General features: G+C 54.2%; 9 protein-coding genes. 3 read left to right on the top strand and 6 right to left on the bottom strand.

Annotated elements, in window-relative coordinates:
* Positions 1-63: 63 nt before the first annotated feature.
* Complete coding sequence (locus M2108_RS26630; protein ID WP_277472391.1) at positions 64-192, top strand: hypothetical protein; 129 nt, start codon at positions 64-66, stop codon at positions 190-192.
* Positions 193-1038: 846 nt separating this feature from the next.
* Here the strand turns inward: M2108_RS26630 and M2108_RS26625 are convergent.
* Positions 1039-1689, bottom strand: a complete 651-nt coding sequence (locus M2108_RS26625) for a polymorphic toxin type 44 domain-containing protein (RefSeq protein WP_277472389.1) — start codon at positions 1687-1689, stop codon at positions 1039-1041.
* Positions 1690-1812: 123 nt separating this feature from the next.
* On the opposite strand from M2108_RS26625, the gene M2108_RS26620 reads away from it, so the two are divergent.
* Entirely contained in the window at positions 1813-2085 is a 273-nt protein-coding gene (locus M2108_RS26620) for a hypothetical protein (RefSeq protein WP_277472388.1), read from the top strand.
* Between the two features lie 212 nt (positions 2086-2297).
* A complete protein-coding gene (locus tag M2108_RS26615) occupies positions 2298-3158 on the top strand; it encodes an AraC family transcriptional regulator (RefSeq protein ID WP_277472387.1) in 861 nt (286 codons plus the stop codon).
* A 23-nt stretch (positions 3159-3181) separates the two neighbouring features.
* On the opposite strand, the gene M2108_RS31700 is transcribed toward M2108_RS26615, so the two are convergent.
* From M2108_RS31700 to M2108_RS26585, 5 genes are all read right to left on the bottom strand, one after another.
* Complete coding sequence (locus M2108_RS31700) at positions 3182-3550, bottom strand: SMI1/KNR4 family protein (protein ID WP_277472410.1); 369 nt, start codon at positions 3548-3550, stop codon at positions 3182-3184.
* Between the two features lie 368 nt (positions 3551-3918).
* On the bottom strand, positions 3919-6312 hold the full coding sequence (locus M2108_RS26600; RefSeq protein ID WP_277472386.1) for a GH36-type glycosyl hydrolase domain-containing protein: 2394 nt from the start codon (positions 6310-6312) through the stop codon (positions 3919-3921).
* Positions 6313-6343: 31 nt separating this feature from the next.
* On the bottom strand, positions 6344-10711 hold the full coding sequence (locus tag M2108_RS26595; RefSeq protein WP_277472385.1) for a glycoside hydrolase family 2 protein: 4368 nt from the start codon (positions 10709-10711) through the stop codon (positions 6344-6346).
* Positions 10704-11387 carry a hypothetical protein gene (locus tag M2108_RS26590; protein ID WP_277472384.1) on the bottom strand — a complete coding sequence of 228 codons (684 nt, stop codon included), beginning with the start codon at positions 11385-11387 and terminating at the stop codon, positions 10704-10706. Before M2108_RS26590 ends, M2108_RS26595 begins: the two co-directional genes overlap by 8 nt.
* A gap of 616 nt (positions 11388-12003) precedes the next feature.
* Positions 12004-15783, bottom strand: coding sequence for an Ig-like domain-containing protein (locus tag M2108_RS26585; RefSeq protein WP_277472383.1), 3780 nt, complete (start codon positions 15781-15783; stop codon positions 12004-12006).
* Positions 15784-15817 lie beyond the last annotated feature (34 nt).

Genomic DNA, 15817 nt, shown 5'->3' with positions numbered 1-15817 from the left:
TGGGGCTGATTGGAGGACCTGGTGGGTGCGTTTGGTGGGTGAGTCGGGCAGAGTGCTGAGCGGGTGAGTTTGGCGAGTGCGTCGGGCGGAGTGCTGAGCGGTGAGTTTGGTAAGTGCGTCGGGCGGAGTGCTGAGCGGGTGCGTATTCTGGATGAGTATGTGGAGGCGGTAGGCGACAAAGTCAGAGTTTAGCTGAGAGGTAAGCTCGATACTTAGTTAGGAGTAACTAGTTGTTCTTCGGCAATGGGAAGAAAGCAATCCAGATTATTTCCCAAATTACGATTGCAGTTTGCTTGAACCAAAGTTCTGGGAAGACCAGCTTAATATTTACGTCAACACTCCTTAAAGTCCAACATAAAGAATTTTCCAACTTGAAAGTTAAATAAGTCGGCACAATAATATCAAGAGCCCTCTGATTCCAGTCAGAGGGCTCTTGTTCGATACAACCTGCTTAATCATTTAGGCCAAACCTGATGACTTTTTGTTTACTTGGCTGAAGGCAAAAGAAGACTATACGGATGATACGAAGGACAGTCGCTTTTACAGCGTTCCGGGGCAGCGGCAGTCCAAGGGTAACACGGTTACGGTTGTAATAACCTATCTCGTGAACGGTCAGCCTAACTATCCAGTTATCTCCGCTACGATAACGAATGAATATTAATTGTATCCTTCTCCATATATCTTTAGAAGCTCTCTACCCGCATTCCGGCAGAGAAGAGGGGTAAATTCAAATACATTTCATTACTCTTAGTCGATTGTCGGCTCCGTCACGCTTTACGACTAGTGTCAATGAACGGTGGAAAGTGGGAACAACATAGAACATCTATCTACAGCATAAGCCTGCAACAACTACTCCTTCCAATTGATCGAATAAATATGGGCTTAGAGAGACGGAAGGCAATGGCATGTGTCGATGACTTTCGGAGTTGTAACAGAAGGTCAGTCAATAGATATGTTCAGTCCGGCTTGAGAAGAAATTTCAGCCTGGCAAAAAAACAACCCGTCAGGCTTTCAAGCCTAAAGGGTTGTCAGTTTAGATTACTCTTCTGCTTCAATGGAAACTAGACCTAAATCCTCAGCTTTGTCTTTTATACTTTGTTCAATTTCATCCTTCTGTTCTTGAGTTAACGTATCAATAAGTTCTTGTCTTTGCAATGTTAAGGTAAATGAGCTTGGCAAGTTACCGTTAGACCAATAATTAAATCCACGTTGTATTGCAGCTTGATCGGTAGGGTCATCAAAATATGAATTATACCATCCTACATGATATGTTCCAGAATAAATCTGGTACGCCCCGGCTGCTGACTTTAAGACAAGTTCCGAAAAACCTGCTGCTCTACCTACATAACCATAGTGAATATTACCGAGATCTTCACCTGTGGTAGTAATGCCACCAAAGAGCCATTTCTTTGAATATCCGTAGGGCAGCTTGTAGTCCCAAGGTGCACCCGATTTTACTTTTGCTACGAATTCTTCACCGGTCATAAGAGGATATGTCCCAAAATATTTTTTCTCGGTGTACGCGTAGTATGCAATATAAGCAGCATTACTACGCATCTTTCCTGAGAACTCTGAAGTAATATTTTCTACCGGATCTGCAAAAGGTGTAATCTCAGCTGCAAAAGCGTTGGTAGAAACTGACAGTAAAAATACGGCGGACAGAAGCATTGCACGAATACCTTTTTTCATTTTTTTCTCCTATAAATTGTAAATTTTGGTACTTCGTCCATTGTATCTATTAATTCCAAAAATTGCAAAGAATTTTGTGGAGGAATTTGATATATTTATATAAAGAAAGGAGATAATTCATAAATGAAGAAAAAAACTGGGGTTATTTCACTATTATTAGCATTTGTCAGTTGGCTATTTTTTTTATTACTAAATCCGATTTATGGAAGTTTGAATTTATATTATTATTTATTGATTCCAACATTAACTTCATTCATTTTAGGAGTTATGAGTTTTTCAAAGATCAGCAGTAAGTCTTCCCTATTAATATCCATACTCTCATTAATATTAAGTATTGTTTTAGGCCTATTGTTGGGAGGTTTATTAATGGTTGGGGAGATATTGCATTTAAGTTGAATATCAAAAGTTAACTATAGAGTAAAAAAGATTTTTCCCTCTATTGCGGCTGTCCAAGGGCTGAACTGGGCTACTTAATGGGATTTTTCCCTCTAAGTATTAACCTGGTTACTTGGAGCTGCATAGTTAATTAAGCACGCAGATGAAACGGTTTCTTTTTACCGGACGGCTACTTATACTAAAAGTAATACTGGTTGATGAGGGAGCGCTGTATGAACAGTAACGATCATCCGCCCCAAGGGCTGGAGCCCGGGTTGTTTATGTACAAGTATAAGTATGAGGATGCGGAAGCCCATTGGTTCCACGCGCACAGGGGCATTGAGATGCTGTACATTTATAGCGGCCATGGCGAGATTATGGCAGAGAATCAGACGTATCCGATCCGGGATCACACCTTAGTCTGGTTCCAACCCTATCAGCTGCACCGTGTGCTTGTTCCTGCGGCTCAAGGCCATTCGTATATCCGGACCAACCTGACCTTTGATCCCGGATTTTTGGAGCGTTATCTTGCGGCTTTTCCTTTACTGGAGAAGTTTTTCCGCAGCCTGTGGAGGGGGAGCCTGCAGCGGCCGGTTTTTTATGAGATGCAAAATACGCCGGTTGCCGCTGTGCTGGAGGAATTGCATTACGCCGATAATAGCTCCGCTGCAGACAGAGAAGAAAATATGGGGCTCCTGATGCTCCAGTTAATCCGGCTGCTGCAAAAGAACATGTCCGGCGTGTTGCCCGAGGATTTCAATAACCAGTCACGCGGAGGTTCGCATGTTGAACGAATTACCGGCTGGCTGGACGAACACTATAAAGAGCCTTTCCGCCTGGAGACGCTGGCCGCTGCAATGCACCTGTCGCCGTATCATATTTCCCATTTGTTTAAGGATTTTGCCGGGATCACCCTGTCCGAATATGTGATGCTGCGGCGCGTGCGTGAGGCCTGTATTCTGCTCGCCAACACCTCAAGGTCTGTCCAGGAGATCGCTGCAGAAGTCGGCGGCTATTCTCCGTCGTATTTTAGCCAAATGTTCAAAAAACAAAAGGGAATCTCCCCGGAACAGTACAGGAAGAGCATCCGCTGAAGCAGGTCAGTATAGGCATGAGGTCAGAGCTCTACCTTCGGCCAGCTTCTCCATAGCTTGGCATTGTCTGAATCGGGCAATATTCCGGATACAGGGCTGTCCATGAAGGGAATCAGCTGCCAGTCCTCACATCCAACACAGCCGATCTTACTCCATCTGTCCATGAAATCCATGAAATTATCCCCTAAACTATATCCGTGGCCATCACCGCCATCATGCGACAAATAGACCACCGGCGGATCAGCAGGCACAGAAAGATCGAATGCTACAAAGTCCCCGTTTCCCACAGCCATGAAACCCAGCATGTTATGCCATACCCGGTCATATTCATCATCCAGATCCGAAAAAACCTGCTGCTCCCAGCCCTTCCGTTCCTCCTCAGCAGCAACAATACTCTTTATGCTCCAGCTGAAATCCCCGATAAAAATTCCTTCAGCTCTACAGGCAGCGGCTCGTCCAGCTCTTCATCCTCAGGTAAGGACCAGCTCATTTCCCGATCGACTTTAGAAATTCATTTAAATTGCGTTCCCAAGAAGGATAATTGTTCATCAGATTCTTCCTCTCCGCTCATTGGTCGACCCATCTAACCATAACAAAAAAACCGCCCCTTTTTGAATGGAAGTAATGAGCCGCCATTCTAGTTAGGAGCGATTCTTTGACAAACCTGAATTGCAATGAATATGTTGGACGTACAGTGGCCAGCACCGTTTAGTGGTGGAACAAAGCCAATGCTTCCGCCTTCTTGCCTTATAGTACTCCCCTACAGAACGACTACGACTTTGACGGATGATCGTCCGGGATACGCGGGAAGAATATGGCCTTCCACCTGTACGCCGTCGACGGTGATGCTTTTGACGCCTTTGCAGACCTTATTGGCATTGGTAACAGTGATATCGTAGACGCAGCCCCGGAAACGGCGCTTTACCGTGAACCCTTCCCAGTCCGCAGGAATGCACGGGTCGATGGACAGCCCCTCCAGCACCGGCTTTACACCGAGAATATACTGGGTAACGGCCACATACATCCAGGCAGCGGTACCGGTCAGCCAGGAGACGTTAGCCAATCCGAACTTGTCGGACTCCGGTCCGAACAGATTGGAAGCATAGACGTAAGGCTCGGCTTTGTAGCGCCACAAGCCCGCTTTGTCCATGGCAACATTCGGCAGCAGCTGACGGTAATATTTATAAGCCAGATCCCCGCGGCCCAGCAGGCATTCCGCAATAATCGCCCAGGTGTTGGCGTGGCAGAAGACCGCTCCGTTCTCTCCAGTCCCCTTGTTGTAATTGGTCAAAGGATCGGCAGGATCGGGGAAGGTGGTGATGGACGGGTGGATTTTTTTGATGCCGAGCTCGGTGTCCAGCATTTCCCGCACACTGTTCATCGCCTGCAGCCCCTTATCCCCGTCTGCCATACCGGAGATGGTGGCCCAGGTCTGGGCATTGAGCCAGATTTTGGCCTCGTCGTGTTCATCGCTGCCGAGGAACCGGCCGTCATCCATGATCGCCCGGCGGAACCAGCGGCCGTCCCAGCCGATGCTGTTGACCAGCTCACGCTGACGCTCATACATCGCCTCATACCGGGCGGCATCCTCGGGATGCCCGGCTGCCGCAGCAAAGTCAATCATCCGCAGCAGCACAGTTCCGAGCTGCATCGAGGTCCAGATGCTTTCCCCTTTTCCCTCGCGGCAGACCCGGAACAGCTGGTCATTCCAGTCCGAGCGCAGCATCAGCGGAAAGCCGCGGGAGCCGAGCTGTGAGGCCGTAAAATCAATGGCTGCCCGCAAATGCTCATACACCGTACCCTCACCGCCGTCATAATAAGGCACTTTTGCCTGCAGGAATGCGCCATCCCCCGTCTCCGCCAGCAGGTCCCAGGCCGAAAGCGCCGTCCACAGATGGTCATCTGAATGAATGCTCGTTACCGGCTCCCAGCCCTCGTTCGGGAAGAAGTAATGGTTCACATGCCCGTCCCTGTACTGCTGGCCGAGCAGCAGCTTCAGCTTGTCAAAAGCAAGCTCTGTATCAAAGGGCACAACCGAGAGTATATCCTGGGCCGTATCCCGGTAGCCTACCCCGCGGAACGTCCCTGTCGCATAAAAGGAAATATTGCGTGAAAACAGAAAGTTACGGTGCGCCTGATACGGATTCCAGATGTTGATCATCCGCTCGGCATCCTCATCCGGCAGCCTGCTCTCCCAGGCGCCTAAGTAGTCTGCCCAGTTCTCTTTTAGCGCCTGGAAGGAGTCTTCTACAAATCCTACTTCCCTGGAATGGAATATAGCCCGTGACACTTCCGCCTCATCTGCTGCCGTACCGAGAAACACATTAATCGTCCGGCTCTCTCCCGGCTGAAGGGTAACACTGAACTGCAGCGCACCGCACGGGTCGCCGCCCAGCAGCGTTGATCCGGTACAGCCGCCATTCTCGATTGCGGCCGGATTGGTTTCACTGCGGTAGCTGCCGATAAACTCCTCACGGTCACCGTCATAGCCGGCAAGCGGCGTATCGGCAGCCAGATAGACAAGCGGCGTCTCCTCAGGCTTCGGCTGGTTTTCTACCCCGTACCGGTAGACAAGCGCCTCAGCCTCATGATACTGCACGGACACCTGATGCTTGTTATAGCACTGCCACTGCAGCTCACGCATAAACTCCATCATCCCGAATTCGGCGTAGGCGTAGACCTTCAGCTCTCTCGCTTCGGTCCCTTCATTGGTCAAGGTCAGATTCCAGATCAGCGAGTTCTCATGCGGTCCGACAAAATACACCGTCCGGGCCGCGATATCGCCGCGCTTTGCCTCAAAGCGGGTGTAGCCCATCCCGTGGGCGCTTTTCCATTCTTCCGGTTTATCCAGGGCAGGCTCGCTGGTCGGACACCAGTAGCTGCCCGCCCTAGCATCCTGCACATAAATGTACGGGCCGGAACGGTCCATCGGCAGATGAAAAAAACGGTAGCGTGTAATCCTCCATATCTGGGGCGACTTATAAAAAGCCACACCGCCGCCGGCATGCGACAGCATCGTATGAAAGGTGCCGTTCGACAGGTAGTTCATCCACGGCGTCGGCATGTCGTGCCGCTTGAACTCGACCTCTTTTTCATCGTCCCTGAAGGTATAGTATGCTTTCGGATTGTTATTTCTGGTAAGCTCCGCATTCACCGGGCTTCAGCTCCTTTGTGATGTTATGGTGTTATTTCGGCTCAACCTCATCCAGGGTCAGACGGTATTCCAGGTCCTTCATGTAGGTGCCATCCCGGTTCAAAAAGGTCAGGCCAAACGCCAGGTCTCCGCCCGTTCCCTGCAGGGTGGCGATCAGCCGGTTGAGCCCGGTCTGCAGCGTAAGCTCCCGTTCCGGCTCAGCTACAAGCTCACCGTTCAGGTAGATTTCATAGGGTACGTCCGTGTTGATCCGCAGCCGGCCCGGGTAATGCTGAGCGGCCTCCCCTGCTTTTTCGGGGACATTCACAAAACAGCTCAGAAACCAGCGGTTATTCCCTGCATTTGCTATGCGCAGGGTGCCGTCACCGGGGCGGCGCTCTTTTTTCTGCATCCAGCCGTACAGGCCCTCGCCCAGATTATTTAATGAGAATTCCGGATCGATGTAGTACGCCTTCATCTCTTCATAATTAATGTGGGGCAGGCAGGGCAGGGCCATCATCGTTTCCACGGCCCATTCCCCGTCCCCCTTCACGCTGTCCAGCAGGCCGTCATCAAAGGAAGCGCCCAGATTGGCGAGCAGCCGGGTATACAGGCGGACAGCCTTGACATTGCAGGGATCGGTCAGCAGTTGCGAGCAGATTACAGACCCTTCACCAAGCTTGACTTCCGCCATAAACGTCCCTGCAGGGCGGGCCCTTCTGCGGTTCAGCTCCACCAGCGCGAGCCGGCTGTATTCTGCGGTATAGCCATGCACGAAGTAGTCCTTCCAGGCTGTTCCCTCAACGCTTGTGCAGAGCGCGTCCGCACCGGCAATGTCCAGGCTGTACTCAGCCAGCACATGGTTCCTGACCTCGCGCGGCGACAAAAACACCTTGTCGAAGCCGAACAGGTCGACAGGGCTGAACCCCTGCACGGCGGCGTATTCATATTCCGCCGCCAGATGATACGCCTCGTGCGGCTGTACGCGCACGGGCCGGTCCAGCAGGCCGCCGAGCGCCGCCTGCTGCCCTGGCTCAGCCGGCAGCAGCACCAGCTGCCCGCCGGCCTCGGTGTAGTGCCGGAGCGCCGCGGCTGTGCCCGGCGCTTCCAGCATGCAGGCTTCGGCTATAATTAAGCCGAAGTCCTGCAGGTTCTGGCGCGCCGCTGCGTCAGGCGCGCCCTGAAGTGCCGGCGCTGGGGCCTCCAGCGCCGTGTACCGCAGCCGCAGCCCCGCCAGGAGGGCTGCGGCCTTACCGCCGGCGCGGACCAGCGCGGCGGCGGACCCCCCGGGGCGCGCCAGCGGCGCCCCGGGCAGGGGCTGGCCTGCGCCGGCGGTACCCCCGGCGTGGGCCAGCAGGTTCCGCAGCAGCAGGCAGGCCTGCGGGATCTGCTCCAGATTGGCCATCAGATCCAGCTGATTGGCCAGGAGCAGGCCCGCTCCGCTGCGGTATTCCAGCAGCGGCGACCACAGATCGCCGCCGTCGCCGAAATCGCCCGAGCTGCATTCCAGCAGCAGGGTGAAATCGCCGGTCACCGGCTTCTCGAAGGCCGCGCGGATCATCGGCAGCGGCCCTTCTTCACGCAGCTCCGCGTGCCAGAACATGAGGCTGCTGTCGCTGAAGCTCTCCAGCACCGGATGCCGGTAGCTGCCGGCATGGGCGCGGAGGAACGGCCTCCGCGAGAGCGGCAGCTTACCGGGCGACAAGCTGCTCTGCTCCAGCAGCAGCACCCGGCCGCCGCGCGCGGCGAAGGCCTGCAGCTGTGTCTCAAGCGTGCCGTCAGCATCCTCCGCATAGCTGCCGATAACCAGCAGCTTATCAGAGGCAAGTCCGGCCAGCCCGGCAAGGTCGATGCGCTTACAGCCCGGAACAAGCCTGCGGATGTAGGCATAATCACGGTCCGCTCCGTAATAGGCTGCCTGCCGCCGCAGATTCAACGGCTGCTCCAGCAGGCTTGCGGACACCATTCTGTATTCCAGTCGCAGCTCATGCATCTGCTGTCCGTTATGGAACAGGAATGCTGTCAGCTCTGCCTGCTCCCCGTCACCAGCCGGTAGAGGCGACCATTCCAGCCCGATAACCTTATGTTCAGCAGGCTGCTGAACAAACCGGAAGTTTTGCTCATGGATGATCTTGCCGCCCTGGCGGATTACGACCTCAACCCGGACATCCTGGTGCGAATACGTATCGTTATAGACATCAAAGCTGCGGGCAACCGGCTTGTCATCATAGAACCAGCTGTTGTATTCGGCTGCCATAATCGTTACGGGCTTGAATGCTTCAGCCATAATGGCAAAGGCGGGGTTAGGAATATATAGCGGATATTCCTCCGGCAGCATACCGTTGTTAATCGTCAGTGAATAGGCAGGGACCGTCTGCGGTTTCACTCCTGGCATGGCCGGATCAGCAGGCGGCAGTGCCAGCTCGCTTTCCGGCATCGCCCGCATGAAATAATGGGCGAAATTAAAGGTGGAGATGCCGGATACCCCTTGCCGTCTGGCAAACTCCACAAACAGCCGCTCCTTCTGGGCCAGCCCCGCAGTGCTCTCATCCGTTCCCCGGTAGACTTCAAGGCCGGTGTACATGCTGCTGTTCTGCGGGCAGATATACCACCAGCCGCCGTGCTCCCCGAACGTCAGCGGAACTGTCCGGTCCCACTGGCTGATGGTTCCGTCGATGTTATAGTGACGGCTCTCCACCTCCGTATGCTCCTTGGCCAGCAGCCGGTTGTCTCCTTCGGCGATGATCAGCCGGGTCGGGTCCAGCCCCCGGATCTCCTCCATCAGGCCGGGCATATGGAGGCTGAAGCCGTCCCGCCCGTCCACCCAGCGCATTTCATTCTGCAGGCTCCAGAGGATAACGGACGGATGGTTTTTGTCACGCCGGACCAGCCGCCGCACATGCTGCCGGCAGTTCTCCACATATGCCGGATGGTCGGCGAGCATCGATTTGCCCGAGCCGTAAATCGCCGTCTCATCGACAATCAGCATCCCCTCTTCATCCGCAATCCGCAGATAGTCAGCCGGGTAAGGCTCGGCATGCAGCCGGATGCTGTTGATGCCGGCGCTGCGGCAGATCCGGTACCAGTTGCGGATATAAGCCTCCGTCATCTGCAGCCCGCCCTGAAAATGCCAGGAATCGCCGCGCAGATTGACCGGAATGCCGTTCAGCATAAACTGCGGGCCTTCGCTCCAAAATTCACGGAAGCCGAAATCCTCCGTGTAACGGTCAATAACCGTTTCTCCCTCCAGCAGCTCCAATACCGCAGTGTAGAGAAACGGCTGATCGGGATTCCACAGTCTGGCACTGTCCCAATCCAGCTGGTAGGAGGCACTGTATACGGCTCCGTCCAGCATGTTCTCACACAGCCTGAGCTTCCGGGCAGCAGCATTATCTGCAGGTTTAGCCAAACATTCAGCAGACAGGACCGGACTGGCAGCGGCAGGGGCTGCACTGTCTGGTTCTCCCAAACCACACGGCATTATCACACCCGTTCCTGCAAGGCCCGCGCCAGCTCCCGGTACTCCCCCGATTCTAAACCCCGTCTGCTCTTTCGGCCTTCTCGGCTCTTTCAGCGCACCCAACTCTTCTTTCAACGCTCCAAGCTCTTTTAGCTTTTCCGATTCTTTCAGCCCTTTAAGCTCTTCCGGCTCGCCAGTATGCTCCTCTATTTCCCGCACATCCGGCCCTTTCGCCCCGTCTTCACCCCGCCGTAGCACGCCCTTCTCCCATACGCTCAGCCTTACCGTCAGCGGACCTCGGCCAGCCGCGGCTGCTTCTGTCCCGGCTGCCAGCGCCTGAACCTCTAACCGCCCTTCCCTGACAGAGGTGCGGATCGATACATCCTCCAGCGCAAGCTGAGGATAGCCTTCCAGATACACATCCTGCCAGATCCCCCGGCTGATTCTGCCGAACCAGGAGCCCATCAGCCCGGTGATCTTGGACATTCCATTCGTCAGAAGCACCGTGTCAAAACTGCTGCACACCACATGCAGCTGATGCTCCCGTCCCTGCTCCACAATCGAAGTGATGTCGAGCCTGAGCGGCAGATAGCCGTCTTCCCATACACCTGCTTCCTGGCCGTCTATATAGATGACAGCTTTCTGCATAATCCCGTCCAGCAGCAGCACGATCCGCTGACCGTCCATGCTCTCTGGAACCCGGAAGCTGCGGTGCAGCACTCCTGCCTCAGCAGCATCCCATTCCTCCGGGTAACCATGCAGGTCAAACGGTGCATAATCATACTCCGGAATCTTCCCAAAGGTTTTGCCGTCCGGCTGCGGATAAGTCCTCCTCCAGCTGGAGGGTACCAGCACCTTGCGCTCCTCGTACACGATGGTTTCCGGCAGGCTGCGGCATTGCGGCTGATCGTACAGGGGCATGAAATCCCACTCCCCGTTCAGACAAAATAAATTACGCATGCTGCACCCCCTGCTTTCCGCTTACAGAGCTTACCTCTAGCAGCAGCTCCATGTTCTTCCACAGCTCCTGCCCTGCCGGCGCATCCTCCCATTTCATAAAATGCGGCTCCATCACTTCCGCCCAATTATCCGGACGCAGCGAGGTTTTCAGCTTACCTTCATACGGTGCAGGCTCCCGGACAGCCGGCTGCTCGGCATAAAAAAACAGCATATTCTCATGCAGCCCGATAATCCCGTACTTATCCCCGTCCCCCGGCCGTTCCTCCTGATACTGATAATGGTAGTAAATATAGCTCGCCGTCGCTTCCGGCTTCAGCATAGCCAGCCGGCCGTAAGGCTTGCCCGCAGCATTCCGCCGCTGCCAATGCTTCGCCGACACAGGCTGCTGGTAATGAAAAACATCAGCCAGCGGGGCCCAGCGCCGCCCCGGGTCCCCTCCCGGCCAGACGGCAAGCTGTTGTCCAGCTTCCGGCAGCATTTGCTCCGGTGTAGCCGGCTCTGCCAGGCACTCATAATACAGAAACAGCTGTTTACCGGCGGCAAACAGGCTCAAATGATCCAAGCGCAGACGCACCATCGCTTCTTTAAGCGAAACAGAAAGCTCACCGCTCCCGAAAAAAGCAGCCGCCTCCTTCTTTTCTCCGAGCCATTCGGCCCTATACAAACAGCGCTTCATGCTGCACCTCCCTGTTGTTGTTTTCCCTTTCATGTTACCGCATACAAATCTGCAATACCTTGACGATGCTGCCCTTGTTTAGCATGATAACGACACGCTCAACACAGATAAAAATCTGTGATCCTGCCTATAATAGAATGCCGGATTTCATTAGGATGAAAGATAAGAGGTTCTATTGCATTTTGTACAACAGATAACGGTTAAATCAGCTTAAATACGGATTCTGTTGTATTTTGTACAGCAGATTTTCAAATACCAGTCCCTTTATCCTCGTTTTCCTGAAATCAATTGTACGGAATACAATAGAATGAAATTGCCAGTCGTTTAGTAAGGAATCTGTTGCACAAAGTACAATCACTTGGCGGTTGGTTTGAGTGGGTATCACACTGGGTGTTGCTCAGTTCCAGTATTGTTTTGTCCCAGTATCCTCGCCTGCGCCGTCAAGAACCAAAAAGCCCTCCCCGCAGGGAGGGCCGCCAGCCTCTACACTCTAGCACTCTGGCACTTTTACTCTCTTACTCTCTTACTCTCTTACTCTCTTACTCTCTTACTCTATTGCTCTATGCACTCTTGCTCTCTTGCTCTCTTGCTCTCTTGCCCTACTGCACTCAACCACTCAAGGCATAACAGAGAACACAATGTCGTCGAACAGCATATAGTCGAAGCCGCTGGTGTAGAAGCCGACCTTGCCCGAAGGCCGGTGGCCCGGATCGCTGCCGGTCAGCCTTAATGCGCCGTCAACATATACGCTGATATCGCCGTCCTTGGCCGTCAGCTTCACCGTATATTCCGTATCCGGCTGCAGGTCATGACCCGGCAGGACGGACTCGGTCAGCTTCAGCCAAGCAGTATTGTACAGAATCCAGGCCGAGGTGCCGTCTGCCCGGGTGCGGTAGCCGATCCGGGTCGAGCCGGCGCTGTCCTGGCGGTCAAAGAGATAGAGTATGCCGTTATCCGGCATCACGGACGGTGTCTTCAGCTTGAACTCCAGCTGGTAGGACGTAAAGCTGCGCTCGAGCAGCGCAGTCGCCCCGTTCAGCAGCTTGTAGCGCCGGTTCCCGTCCGGGTCGGCTGAGATGCTGCGGTTAGGGTCAACAGGCCAGCCGTTGCCGCCGTTCTCAAAGGTAGTCTCATGCATGATATTAGAGACCGTTACAGCAATGTCTGCCTTTATCAGCGGATTAGCCACAGACACAGCTGTAATTACCGTATTTCCTTCATACACGGCGCTGACGACTCCAGTCTGATCCACGGCAGCTACCGCCGGGTTAGCCGACTGCCAAGTAACTTCCGTGTCAGGCGTATCCGAAGGATCGAAGGACAAATGCAGCTGCTTCTGTTCACCGGCGGCGAGCCGCACCTCTCTCTCCGCCGGAATGATTCCGGCCAGCTCGGTGGTCGGGGCCTTGAACTGAATGTCATCGAACAGCATGTGGCTGACATTATTGACGTAGAAGCCGACCTTCCCCTCGGCATTGTGCCCCGGATCATTCCCCTTCAGGCGGAAGGCTCCGTCCAGATAGAGGCTGATGTCTCCGCCTTTTACAAGCATTTTGACGTTATATTCCGTATTAGGCTTCAGGTCATGCTCCGGCAGCTTCACTTCCTTCAGCACCGTCCAGGCTGAATTGTAGAGCAGCCAGGCGGAGCTTCCATCGGCCCGTGTCTTATAACCGATCCGGCTGGAGCCGCTGCCGGCCTGCCGGTCAAACACATACAGGGTCACATTATCACCCATCACCGCCGGCGTTTTGAGCCGGAAGCTCAGCTCATATTCGGAGAAGCTTTTGGCACTGAGCGAGGAAGCCCCGTTCAGCACCTTGTACCAGCGGTTCCCGCTGATCTTCTCGATGCTGCGGTAGGCGTCCTGGCTCCAGCCGTTCGCCCCCGATTCGAAATTGGTGAAATCCATTACCCCGTCGCCCGCCTCCACGGTCACGCTAACCTGGGCTGAAAGCAGCGGATTCTCCGCTGAAGCCACCGTAATCACCGTGCTGCCTACAACCGTCCCTCCGGTAACAACACCGGCACTGTCCACGGATGCGACAGCAGGATCTGCCGAGGTGAAGGTCAGCGCAGGATCATCCGCATTCCACGGCAGGACAGCCGTGCGCAGCTTGACTGTTTTCCAGCGGTCTACGGTAATGGTCTGGTCATAAGCCACTACCTGCTGTACCGGATAGCTGCCCGTTCCTGCCGTTGTCCCGGCTTTGCCATTGATGCCGATGTCGGCGAACGGAATGTCCGGGAAGCCCGGAATGGCACTGAATACCTCTGCATCCGGACGCAGGGACAGATCCCCGCCGGCCAGATTGGTGAAGCCCGGGTCTGCTGTGGTCACCCAGTTATCCGCATATTGCACGAGCCCGAATTTGTCATACGCCCCGTACACATTGGTGGTTACACTGCGCGTTACCACCGGATTGTAAATGACATTTCCCTGGAACGTGTTGGTGTCGGGATAATAACGGTTTTCCGTGAAGAAGTCCGCCAGCTCGGGATACTTCGCCATGTAAGGCGTACCCGTAAAATTGTTGTTCGCAGCGAACAGCGCCTGCCACTTTGGCATGTAATTTAACGGCACCTGGTCATCCGGCTCATCGCCAAGGTACAGGTCGGCATAGTCGTACGGAATTTTGCTGTCGATAAAAATGTTGTTGCGGGTCTGGATATGTGCGCCGCCGTTGTTTTTAATGGCCGAATTGCCCATTTTATAAAAAATATTCTCGTCAATGGTCAGCCCCATCGTGAAATTGTCGGGATAGACGCCCTCTACCCCCGCCTTGCTCTCCCCGATGTTGTGGAAGTAGTTCCGCTTAATGACGGTGCCCCGCTCATGGGGCTGTTCGCCCGCATTCATGTAGATCGCGCCGAGGTCAGAGAATGTAGTGCATACATCATAAATCTCGTTGTAATCCACGGTATGGTCATTGCCGAAGATCAGCACGCCGGGATGGGGCGCGTCATGCAGCTCGTTATGCGACATACGGTTACCGACGCCCGACAGCAGAACCCCCGGATTATAAGCCTTGTGGTAATAGGCAAAATCATGGATATGCGAGTTCTCCACGGCGTTGTTTCCCGGCTGCAGCGTTGTTTTGTTGCCGCCTGTCAGCGTAACGGCCGTGCCGCCGATATGATGGATATGAGTACTGATAATGTCGTGATCCGTTCCGGGTGCGCCTTCAAAATTGCTATAGTAGAACCGGCTCTGCGTGTTAATCAGCACACCGCTGTTGGTGAAATTGCGGATTTCGCTGTTCAGGATACGCATATGACTGCCGCCCATAATTACCGCAGCCGAATCACGGCCGTTCTCCAGCATCAGCTCCGAGAAGTCGATGTAAGAGGCGTTAAGCGCGTTGATCATCGGTGTTTTGAGCATGGTGACTTCAATATCCGGGTCTGCTGAAGCTGTAAAGCCGGCATTGGGCAGGAAGTACAGCTTCCCTGCGGTGCGGTCGATGTAATACTCGCCGGGCATGTCGATCTCTTCAAGCAGATTTTGCGCAAAATGAAAATCCGGATACCAGTTCTTGAACAGCCCGCTCATCTCCCCGTAACGGAGGGTGATCGTTTTGGCGGCTGTGTCGATGGAGGCGATTTTGTTATACGACCATTCCCAGCTGTAGCCGAAAATCCCGTCCAGCCAGATATCATCCGCCTGTGTCCAGTACTGGGGACGGTCATACGTGTAGGTAAAGGTGCCGCCGCGCGTGTGAACCTCCCCGTTCGGATCACGCCGCGTCGGGCCCGGATCCACAATTTCATCCATCTGGACAGTCGATTCGTTCGGCCAGCGGGCCAGCGTCATCCCTTCCCCGGCCACATACAGCTCCATCGGCGGCACCTCGCTCAGATCATTTGCCAGATAATAGCCGTGGCGGCTGAGCTGGCCGTAATCGGTAATGCCGAGCGCTGCCAGATCGGCAGCCAGCACCTTGGTTCTCGCCTCCGGGCTGATAATGCGGCCGAGTATTGCGGAATCAGTGACCGGGACGAACGCTGACTTCGCCAGATGCTTAGAACCGGATAACGTTACGGACTCTCCAGGATAAGCGGTGTAAATGATGGGCTTGTCTGCTTCACCTGAATCCTGCTGGCGCAGCTCAAAGCTTGCGGTCCGCTCATACCGGCCTTCACGCAGCATGACCGTAACACCGCCCTCCGGCAGCCCGTCCTCCGCTTTCAGGGCACGGATGGCATCGCGCGCTTTTTCCAGCGTCAGAAATGGGTCATTCAGCGTCCCATTATTGGAATCGCTTCCATTTGTAGCTACATAAAATGTCTTACCAGGGTTTGTTCCTTCCGCTGACACCGAAGACGTAACGGCCGGAACGGGAGTCGTCATGAACAGCAGACCAGCCATAAGCGCTGCAAGCAACCTTTTTTTCACCAAAGCTCCTCTTCCTTTCGGATCAAGTGGAAAC

It is taken from the genome of Paenibacillus sp. PastM-3, assembly GCF_029893965.1.
Classification (GTDB): domain Bacteria; phylum Bacillota; class Bacilli; order Paenibacillales; family Paenibacillaceae; genus Paenibacillus_AQ.
Note: the sequence above shows the minus strand (reverse complement) of the source record. Positions and strands in the feature narration are given on the sequence as shown.

What these genes read in the sequence shown, in the direction of transcription:
- M2108_RS26615 (WP_277472387.1), top strand. Translation starts at nt 2,298, where the DNA reads ATGAACAGTAACGATCATCCGCCCCAAGGGCTGGAGCCCGGGTTGTTT.
- M2108_RS26620 (WP_277472388.1), top strand. Translation starts at nt 1,813, where the DNA reads ATGAAGAAAAAAACTGGGGTTATTTCACTATTATTAGCATTTGTCAGT.
- M2108_RS26595 (WP_277472385.1), bottom strand. Translation starts at nt 10,711, where the DNA reads ATGCGTAATTTATTTTGTCTGAACGGGGAGTGGGATTTCATGCCCCTG.
- M2108_RS26625 (WP_277472389.1), bottom strand. Translation starts at nt 1,689, where the DNA reads ATGAAAAAAGGTATTCGTGCAATGCTTCTGTCCGCCGTATTTTTACTG.
- M2108_RS26590 (WP_277472384.1), bottom strand. Translation starts at nt 11,387, where the DNA reads ATGAAGCGCTGTTTGTATAGGGCCGAATGGCTCGGAGAAAAGAAGGAG.